The organism is Corallococcus sp. CA041A (genome assembly GCF_003612075.1).
In the GTDB taxonomy this organism is placed as follows: domain Bacteria; phylum Myxococcota; class Myxococcia; order Myxococcales; family Myxococcaceae; genus Corallococcus; species Corallococcus exiguus.
Window position 1 is genome coordinate 1 of the sequence record NZ_RAWF01000336.1, and the last position, 9,438, is coordinate 9,438.

The 9,438-nt window shown below is 70.9% G+C and carries 9 protein-coding genes; 5 read left to right on the forward strand and 4 right to left on the reverse strand.

What is annotated here, in order from left to right:
- Positions 1-139 precede the first annotated feature (139 nt).
- A complete protein-coding gene (locus D7V77_RS37450; RefSeq protein WP_120581033.1) occupies positions 140-1,414 on the reverse strand; it encodes a myxosortase-dependent phytase-like phosphatase in 1,275 nt (424 codons plus the stop codon).
- Positions 1,415-1,553: 139 nt separating this feature from the next.
- On the opposite strand from D7V77_RS37450, the gene gmd reads away from it, so the two are divergent.
- Together gmd and D7V77_RS37460 are read left to right on the forward strand one after the other, a co-directional pair.
- Positions 1,554-2,525, forward strand: a complete 972-nt coding sequence (gmd, locus tag D7V77_RS37455; RefSeq protein WP_120581034.1) for a GDP-mannose 4,6-dehydratase — start codon at positions 1,554-1,556, stop codon at positions 2,523-2,525.
- Position 2,526: 1 nt separating this feature from the next.
- Complete coding sequence (locus D7V77_RS37460; protein ID WP_120581035.1) at positions 2,527-3,450, forward strand: GDP-mannose 4,6-dehydratase; 924 nt, start codon at positions 2,527-2,529, stop codon at positions 3,448-3,450.
- Positions 3,451-3,467: 17 nt separating this feature from the next.
- Here the strand turns inward: D7V77_RS37460 and D7V77_RS37465 are convergent, their stop codons facing one another.
- Entirely contained in the window at positions 3,468-4,202 is a 735-nt protein-coding gene (locus tag D7V77_RS37465; RefSeq protein ID WP_233597472.1) for a hypothetical protein, read from the reverse strand.
- 94 nt (positions 4,203-4,296) lie between these two features.
- On the opposite strand from D7V77_RS37465, the gene D7V77_RS37470 reads away from it, so the two are divergent.
- Positions 4,297-4,809, forward strand: coding sequence for an NADAR family protein (locus D7V77_RS37470; protein WP_120581037.1), 513 nt, complete (start codon positions 4,297-4,299; stop codon positions 4,807-4,809).
- On the opposite strand, the gene D7V77_RS37475 is transcribed toward D7V77_RS37470, so the two are convergent.
- Positions 4,799-5,359, reverse strand: a complete 561-nt coding sequence (locus tag D7V77_RS37475; RefSeq protein WP_120581038.1) for a NigD-like C-terminal domain-containing protein — start codon at positions 5,357-5,359, stop codon at positions 4,799-4,801. The two genes, D7V77_RS37470 and D7V77_RS37475, sit on opposite strands and share 11 nt — an antisense overlap.
- A gap of 43 nt (positions 5,360-5,402) precedes the next feature.
- Entirely contained in the window at positions 5,403-6,512 is a 1,110-nt protein-coding gene (locus D7V77_RS37480) for a glycosyltransferase family 1 protein (RefSeq protein ID WP_120581039.1), read from the reverse strand.
- Between the two features lie 30 nt (positions 6,513-6,542).
- On the opposite strand from D7V77_RS37480, the gene D7V77_RS37485 reads away from it, so the two are divergent.
- On the forward strand, positions 6,543-8,780 hold the full coding sequence (locus D7V77_RS37485) for a glycosyltransferase family 4 protein (protein WP_120581040.1): 2,238 nt from the start codon (positions 6,543-6,545) through the stop codon (positions 8,778-8,780).
- Positions 8,777-9,438: hypothetical protein (locus D7V77_RS45220; protein ID WP_233597473.1), on the forward strand; the 662-nt coding region annotated here is incomplete at its 3' end. The genes D7V77_RS37485 and D7V77_RS45220, both read left to right, overlap by 4 nt.

Below are 9,438 nucleotides of genomic sequence, written 5' to 3' on the forward strand. Positions count from 1 at the left end.
GGGTGTTGGCGGGTGCGGGCGTCGGGCCGCCCTTGCAGGCGGAGGCGAGCACCGCGAGCGCGAGGACGGAGGAACGGAAGGAGCGCATGGGGCGCGCACTTCATCCCGCCCCCCTGTCGCTTTCAACCCGCTTCGAGCGTCAGCTCCGGCGCCGGCGGCCCAGGAGCGACATGGCCAGCAGCCCCAGCGTCGCGATGGCCGGCACCGACGTGCTGGTGCACCCACAGCCGCTGTCGTCGTCGGTCCCGCCGCCACCGCCATTGGGGTTGCCGTCGCCCGGATTGACGATGACGCCGCCACCGCCGTCGTTGCCGGTGCCGCCGTCCACGCCGCCGTCCACGCCGCCGTCCGCCGGCTGCTGCGCGATGATGAGCGGCGGCGAGAACGCCCGCGCCACGTTGCCCCACGAGGTGAGCTTGAGGTTGTCGGTCAACGTGCTGCTGCTGACGCCGTCATGCGCGACGAAGAGCCCCTCCGGGAAGGCCGTGCCCAGCGCGCCCGAGTAGGCCACCAGCCCGCGCGACTGCTCCACCGCGTCCGTGCCGCCGTCCTGCACCAGTTGGAACGCGCCCACCCGGCCCAGCGTGCGCCGGTCGAAGACGACGAAGGTGTTCGCGCTCGGATCCGTCGCCACGAGGTAGCCGTCCACCCCGGACGCCTCGTACAGCGCGAGGCGCCCCACGGACGTCAGGCCGCCGTCCCCCAGGCCCACCACCTGCGTGCCCAGGATGCCGGCGTCCGCGTCCGCGCCGTAGCGGTAGAGCCCCTGCCCCTGCTGCGCCACGTAGAGCGCGCGGTACGCCGGGTCCACCGCCAGTCCCAGCACCGTACCGGCCGGGATGTCCCGCACCGGGGTCCCCGTGACGCCGCCGTCGGTGGGCGTCAGCGCGAACTGCCGCAGGCCGCCAGCCGCGAGTCCACCGAAGGCCTGGATGGTCCCATCCGCCCCGCGGGCCAGCCGCACCGTCGCGTAGCTGACGCCCACGTCCAGCGGGGCCACCGTGGGTGACAGGCGGGTGAGCCCGCCACCATCCGCCGTGGCATCCATCACGTAGGGAACGAGCCCCGACAGCGTGGGGTTGGCGCTGAGCACCAGCGCCGCGTTCGTACCGCCCGCCAGCGGGAAGCCGCCCAGCACGTCCACGCTCACGGACGTGCCCTCGGTGTTGCCCTGCACCTCCCCGCCGTCCAGGGCGTAGGTGAACAGGCCGTTGTTCTGGTCCGCCGTGATGAGTCGGCTCGCGGCCGGGTCGGCCGGGTTCACCCACAGGGCCACGTCGTTCACGGTGCCGCCCCCGGAGCGCGCTCCGGGCTGGGTCTGCACGGTGTAGGGCACCGCCACGGGAGCCGTCTGGGCCCCCGCCGCCGTGCTCATGAGCACGACCGTCAATGCAGGGAGGGAGAGGTTGCGCATGGGCGGCTCCTGGGCAGGTCGCTCCCTACCTAGGCATAGGCACGTCACTCTTCAAGTTCCCTGAAACCCTGGAACGGTTGGCAGACGGCGAAAGCCTCGGGTACAACGAACAGCGTCTCCCAGCGAACAGACAAGGGCCATGGCCAAGCGCGCACTCATTACTGGCATCACGGGGCAGGACGGCAGCTATCTGGCGGAGCTGCTCCTCAAGAAGGGCTACGAGGTGCACGGCATGGTGCGCCGCTCTTCCGAGGAGAAGTTCGAGCGCATCGCGCACCTGCAGGGAAAGGTGACGCTGCACCAGGGCGACCTGCTGGATCAGTTCTCGCTCGCGGCGCTCTTGAACCTCACCCAGCCGGACGAGGTCTACAACCTGGCGGCACAGTCCTTCGTGCCCACCAGCTGGAACCAGCCGGTGCTCACCGGTGAGTTCACCGCGCTGGGCGTGACGAAGATGCTGGAGGCCATCCGCCACACCCGCCCGCAGGTGCGCTTCTACCAGGCGTCCTCCAGCGAGATGTTCGGCAAGGTGCTGGAAGTCCCGCAGTCGGAGGACACGCCCTTCTACCCGCGCAGCCCGTACGGCGTGGCGAAGGCGTACGGCCACCACATCACCGTGAACTACCGCGAGTCCTTCAAGCTCTTCGCGGTGAGCGGCATCCTCTTCAACCACGAGTCGCCCCGCCGTGGCCTGGAGTTCGTCACGCGCAAGGTCACGTACAACGTGGCGCGCATCAAGATGGGCCTCCAGGACACGCTGCCCATGGGCAACCTGGACGCCAAGCGCGACTGGGGCTTCGCGGGCGACTACGTGGACGCCATGTGGCGCATGCTCCAGCAGGAGACGCCGGAGGACTTCGTCGTCGCCACCAACGAGACGCACACCGTGCGGGAGCTGGTGGAGATCGCCTTCTCGCGCGTGGGCCTGGACTACCAGAAGCACGTGAAGATCGACCCCGCGTTCGTGCGCCCCGCGGAGGTGGACCTGCTCATCGGCAAGTACGACAAGGCCAAGGAGAAGCTCGGCTGGGAGCCCACGGTGCGCTTCAAGCAGCTCGTGGAGATGATGGTCGACGCGGACCTGGAGCGAGTGAAGGCAGGACAGCGGTAAGATGCGCGTCCTCGTCACGGGAGCGGATGGATTCGTCGGCCGTCATGCGTGCGCTGCCCTTCGGGCGGCCGGCGATGAAGTGGTGGAGGTGCACGGGCCTCGCGGCGAGGGCATCAGCAGCACCGCGTTGCACTTCGACATCGCCGATGAGGCGAAGGTCAAGGCGGCGGTCTCCGAGGTGAAGCCGGACGCGGTGCTGCACCTGGCCGGCTTCAGCTCGGTGGCCAAGAGCCACCAGAACCCCGCGCGCGTCTTCGCGGTGAACACCATGGGCGTGGTGCACCTGCTCACCGCCCTGCGTGAGAGCGCCCCCAAGGCGCGAGTGCTGCTGGTGGGCTCCGGTGAGGTGTACGGCCCCGTCGCGGAAGGAACGCGCGCCGAGGAGTCGCACCGGCACGTGCCGCTCAGCCCCTACGCGGCGTCGAAGTCCGCGGGGGAGCTGGCCGGAGAGCAGTTCTTCCGCAGCTACGGCATGGAGGTCATCCTCGCCCGGCCCTTCAACCACCTGGGCGCGGGGCAGGACCCCACCTTCGTGGTGCCGTCGTTCGCGGCGCAGATCCGCGCCATCGCGCTGGGCACGGTGGACCCCATCCTGCGCACGGGCAACCTGGACGCCATCCGGGACTTCTCCCATGTGAAGGACGTGGTGGACGCGTACCGGCTGCTGCTGCTCAAGGGCGAGGCCGGCCAGGCCTACAACGTGGGCAGCGGCGAGGGCCGCACCATCCGCAGCCTGCTGGAGGAGATGCTCCAGCTGTCCGGCGTGCAGGCGAGCATCGAGCTGGACCCGGCGCGGCTGCGCCCCTCGGACATCCCCAGCCTCGTGGCGGACCCGGGCAAGCTGCGCGCGCTGGGCTGGGACCCGAAGCTCACCGTCGCGGATGCGCTGCGCGACGTGCTGGGCCCCCGGGTGGGCTCGCACTGACGCACCGCTGGCGCGCCTTACGTAGGGCGCGCCAGCGACTGCCACGCCTCCAGGCGCCGGTCCAACGCGGTGAGGGCCCACAGGTCCGCCGCGTTGCCCGGCTTCACGGCGGCCAGGTCCCGCTGGAGGTACTCGCGGGCCTGCACCTCACCCCACTCCGACAGGATGCGCAGGGCCATCAGCGACGGCTTGCGCGCGACGAGCCGCAGGAGCACGTCCTGCACGCGCGGACTGCGCTCTGCGTCCGCCAGCCGCTGCACGGCCTCGTGACGGCCCTCCGGCGTGGAGTCCTCCGCATCCAGGGGCGCGGCCAGCTCCGCGAAGCGCGCCTCGTCCAACAGCGCCGCGGGACGCCGGCTCTCCCAGTGCTCCACCGTCACGGTGGTGCGGCCCCGGGCCACGCACTCGCGGCGGATGCCGTCGTTCTTGAGCACGTCCAGCACCCGCTCCGGCGCGGGCGTGCCGCCCTCCACCGTGCGCAGCGCGCGCTGGGACAGCATCGGGGACTGGCCCAACAGGTGCGTGCGCAGCACCGTGGCCTCCACCGTCTTCTCGTTCCCGGGCGGCACCCGGTCCCACTTGAGGAACACCTCCGCGATGCCGCGCTCGCGCACGTACCAGCGGTACTCCAGCCACACCGCGCCACCCCGCTCCGCGAAGCGGGGGTCCGAGGGCTCGTGGAGGCGAGGCGCACCCTCCCGCGTACCGGTGAAACAGCGGTCCAACAGCTTCTGGGCTTCTTGAAGTCGCATGGGGAGCGGACGGCCATTGTAGGGCCCCCAGTCAGGTTCCTCCATCGCCGCACGTTCGTGTCACTATTACACGAAGATTTCAAGGAGGCCTGGGATGGGCACGACGACGACGGCGCGGTTCACGTTCTTCTGGAAGGAAGATTCCTTCTTCTCGCAGTGGCACCCGTCCGTCTTCACGGTGGACGGCGTGCGGTACACCTGCGCGGAGCAGTACATGATGGCGGGCAAGGCGCGCCTGTTCGGTGACACGCGCGTGCTGGAGCAGATGCTGCGCGCCGCTACGCCCAAGCAGCACAAGGCGCTGGGCCGCAAGGTGACCCCGTTCGACGCGGCCCTCTGGGAGCGCGAGCGTGAGCGCATCGTCTACGAGGGCAACCACGCGAAGTTCACCCAGCACCCGCACCTGTTGGAGGCGCTGCTCGCCACGGCGGGCACGGAGCTGGTGGAGGCCAGTCCCCTGGACCGCATCTGGGGCGTGGGGCTCTCCGCGGAGGACCCGCGCATCCAGGACCCGTCCACGTGGCGGGGGCTGAACCTGCTGGGCAAGGTGCTGACGCGCCTGCGCGAGGACCTCCTCGCGCAGGGTCATGCACCTGTCAGAACTTGAAGTTGGCGGACTGGTCCGGCACGCCGTTGAAGTCCAGGTGGAGCGTGGCGTGGTCGCCGTGGCCCTTCTCGCTCCACTCCTGCTTCAGCGTGGACAAGTCAAAGGCCAGCTCCTTGTAGACCATCGCCTTGCACCGGTCGTTGTTCGCGTCGTGGAGCAGCGTGAGCTCCGCGCGCGGCTCGCCCGCGGCCGTCTTGGTGAAGCGCCCGTCCCACGCGAGGCCGTAGCGGTGCTCCTTGCAGCCGCCGCCGTGGCGGACGTTGAGCGTGAGCACGTTGCCCTTCACGCTCTGCGATTCAATGCCGAGCGGGTCGCGGGGCGCGGGCGTCTCCGTGATCTCCAGGGGCATGACGATGGGCGCCTCCTGGTTCTCCGCCTCCGCCGCGGGCGACTCGGCCTTCTTCTCCGGGGGCGTCACGGGGGTGGGCGGCGCCTCCTCCTGCTGGGCGGTGGGGGCCGGCTCCTGGGCCTCGTCCTTGCGCGCCGCGTTCGACCCCGCGCACCCGAGCAGCATTCCGCAGACGATTCCACTCCACACGAGCAGTCGCATGTTCCTCCAGGAGGCCCTTCACGGGCCGGTTGACCACGGGCGCCTACCGGTGGCGCAGCGCCGCATCGTAAGCGGCCCGCATCCCTTCCGCGGTGCGGGCCCAGGTGAACTTCGCGGCCTGACGCTGGCCCGCCTCCGACAGCGCGCGGCGCTCCTCCGGCGAACGCAGCAACCGGTCGATGACCGCCGCCAGGCCTTCCGCGTCGTCTGGATCCACCGCGGGCGCGGCGTCGCCGCACACCTCCGGCAGCGAGCCCTCCGTGGACACCACCGTGGGCGTGCCCAGGCGCATGGCCTCCAGGGGCGGCAGTCCGAAGCCCTCGTAGCGCGACGGGAAGACGAACAGCGCCGCGCGGCGCATCAGCGCGTAGAAGATGGCGGGGGTCTGGTAGCCCAGGGGCCGCACGTCCAGGCCTTCCGAGCGCAGCCGCTCGATGCGCGTCTCCACCTTGCCGGAGCCGTACCAGGCCTGCCCCGCGAGCACGAGCGTGAAGGACCGGCCGCGCGCGTGCAGCCGCTCTTGCGCTTCCAGCACCAGCTCCACGTTCTTGCGCACGTCGAGCGAGCCCGCGTACAGCACGTAGTCCTTCGGCAGGTTGAGCGCGTGGAGGAACTCCTCGTCCGCCTCGTTCAGAGGGGTCGCGTTCACGTGGTCCACGCCGTTGTGCACCACCACGGTGCGCGGCTCCACCTGGGGGAAGCGGCGCAGCAGGTCCTGGCGCGTGCTCTCGCTGATGCACACCAGCCGGTCCGCGAGCATCAGGCTGCGCGCGAGCCACAGCCGGAACTGCCAGCGGTACGGCGCGGAGACGGTGTGCGGAAAATCCAACGGCACCAGGTCGTGCACGGTGAGCACGTACGCGGTGCCCGGCGTGCGCCGCAGCGGCAGGTTGAAGTTGCTGAGCGCGTGGTAGACGGGCGGCGGCGTGGCCTTGAGCAGCCGGGGCAGCGTGGCCAGCGTCCACGACGTTCGCTTCTGGACGCCGCGCGGATGTTCGCCGGACTTGCGCGCGCCCATCCGGTCCAGCCGGACGCCCCGGGCTTCGAGCGCCTCCGCGAGGCAACGGGTGTACAGGCCGATGCCAGTGGTGGGCTCGTCCCACAGGGTGGCGTCGAAGGCGATGGGTCCGGGGGTCGACACGGGCCGCCTCATACCATGCCCGTGTGGTACACACGGCCCTCCATGGCGGTCCATCAGTTGATCCCAAGCTTCGGCCCCGGCGACGCCTCCGGTCAGGCCGCGCTGCACCTGCAACTCCTGCTGCGCCGCATGGGGCACGTGGGAGACATCTACGCGGAAGAGGTCGCCGGAGGGCTGCAGGGCCTGGCCCGCCACGTCTTCACGCTGAAGCCGAAGCCGGATGACCTGGTGCTGTACCACCACGGCATCGCGTCCCCGCTGAGCGGGCGGCTGATGCACATGGACTGCAAGCGCGGCGTGGTGTTCCACAACATCAGCCCCGCGCGCTTCTACCAGGACACGCCGCTGGAGCACGCGCTGGTTGCGGGCCGCGCGCAGGTGGCCGCGATGGCGCCCTTCCTGGACGTGTCCATCGGGGACTCGGACTACAACAGCGCGGAGCTGCGCGTCGCGGGCCACCGCAACGTGCACACCGTGCAGCTCTTCATCGAGCAGGAGCGCTTCGCCGCGTCCGTGGCGGATGCGGCGAAGCTCGCGGAGCTGGCCGGGCCCGGCCCCACCCTGGTGTCGGTGAGCCGGGTGATGCCGCACAAGCGCTTCGAGGACCTGCTCGCGCTGCACCGGGAACTGCTTCGCATCCGTCCCCAGGCGCGCCTGCTGATTGTCGGCGGCTACGAGCCGGGCAGCCGCTACTTCAAGTCGCTCCAGCGCGAGATGAAGGACTTGAGCGGAGTGCACTTCCTGGGGCGCCTGTCGCATCCGGAGCTGGTGGCCGTGTACCGCTCCGCGTCCGTGTTCGTCTCCATGAGCGAGCACGAGGGCTTCAGCGTGCCCATCATCGAGGCCATGGCCTCCGAAGTGCCTGTGCTGGCGTACGCGGCGGCCGCGGTGCCGGAGACGCTGGGCGGCGCGGGCATCGCGTTCGACCAGAAGCGCTACGCGTTCCTCGCGGAGCTGGTGGTGGACCTGTGCGAGGACAAGGACCTGCGCAAGTCGGTGCTCGACGGCCAGGCGCGCCGGCTCCAGCACTTCTCCCCCACCGCCGCGCAGGTGTCGCTCACGCGAGCGCTGGAGGGTGTGGTGGCGCCGCCGCCCCGTCCGCGCAAGGCCCCGGCGAAGCGGCCGCGCGTGGCGCTGGTGGTGCAGCGCTTTGGCGAGGTGACGGGCGGAGCGGAGAGCCACGCCGCGCAGGTGGCGGAGCACCTGGCGCCGCACTGGGACGTCACGGTGGTGACGACCTGCGCGAAGAACCACCTGACGTGGGAGAACACCTTCCCGCCCGGCGAGGACCGCTTTGGCCGCACGAAGGTGCTGCGCTTCCCGGTGACGCGCACGCGCAACATCCACGCATTCAACGACATGTCGCGCCACGTGTTCGGGCACGGCAACGAGCGACTGCGTGAAGAGCAGTGGGTGGCCGAGCAGGGCCCGCTGAGCCCCGGGCTGATGGAGCACCTGGCCACCACGCAGGACGCGTACGACGGCTACCTGTTCTTCACGTACCTCTACGCGCCCACGGCGTGGGGGCTGCCGCTGGTGTCGGACCGCGCGCTGCTGGTGCCCACCGCGCATGACGAGCCGCCCATCCGCTTCGGCGTCTATGGGGACGTGTTCAACCGTCCCCGGGTGCTGATGTGCAACACGCCGGAGGAGGTCGAGATGCTCGGGCGCTTCCACCCGAACCATGCGCGGGCGCGCGTGGTGGGCGTGGGCGTGGACGCGCTGCCGTCGGTGCCCGACCGCTTCCGGGCGAAGTACGGCGTGCACGGCCGCTACCTGCTCTACGTGGGCCGGCTGGAGCCGGGCAAGGGCGTGCCGGACCTGCTGAAGTTCCACCGCCAGCTGCGGGAGCGCTACCAGGACGCGCCGGAGTTGGTGCTCGCGGGCGAAGCGCACATGGACGTGAGCGGAGAGGGCGTGCGGCACGTGGGGCGCATCTCCGAGCAGGACAAGCACGACGCGCTGGCGGGAGCGCTGGCGGTGGTGGTGCCGTCGAAGTTCGAGAGCCTGTCGCTCCTGACGCTGGAGGCGTTCGCGCAGGGGACGCCGGTGCTGGTGAACGGGCACTCGGAGGTGCTCGTGGGACAGGTGGAGCGCAGTGGCGCGGGCCGGGTGTACCGGGGGCTTGCGTCGTTCGTGGAAGGGCTGCGCGAGGTGGGCGAGGCCCGGGACGCGATGGGCAAGAGGGCCCGCATCTACGCGCAACGGCACACGTGGCCCCAGGTGGTCGCGGCGTACCGGGAAGAGATGGCGCGCATCGTGGAGGAGACACACCGATGAAGCTGCTCGGACGGGACATTCCCACGAGGGCCCTGGTGGCCCGCATCGAGGAGCGGCTGCGCGTGCGCGGGCTGCCCACGTCGGAACCGGCGGAGGTGCCGGAGGACGGCGTGGAGCCGCGCGTGGAGCCGCTGAGTTTCAACATGCACGCGCTGGAGGAGAACGCGGACACGACGCGGGCCCTGCCGCTGCACACGCACCGCGCCGGCATGGGGCAGGCGGTGCTGCTGGCCAAATGGGCCTTCCGCAAGACGTGCCAGGTGTTGATCAACGAGACCCTGGGCCGGCAGCGCGTGTTCAACGGGCTGGTGCGCGACTCCTACGCCCAGCTCTCCGCGGAGGTCATCCGGCTGCGCAAGGAAGTGGACACGCTGCGGGCCCAGGCCGCGAAGGCACAGCACCCGGAAGCCCCCAGACCGCCGAAGCCGCCGCCACCGGCCATCAGCCACGGCCGGCCCGCGCCCCGGCCTCCTCCCGCCGACGAAGGTGCAGGCCCCGCGTCCAGGGAGAGGCCGCTTCCGACTATCGACTACGGGCGTCCGACGAAGCCGCCGCATGGCGAGCAAGGCCGTCCGTCCAAGCCCGCACCGGCCACCGGCTCCGCGCGTCCGGCGAAGCCCTCCCGGTCCAAGAACGCACGGGCCACGAAGCCCCCACG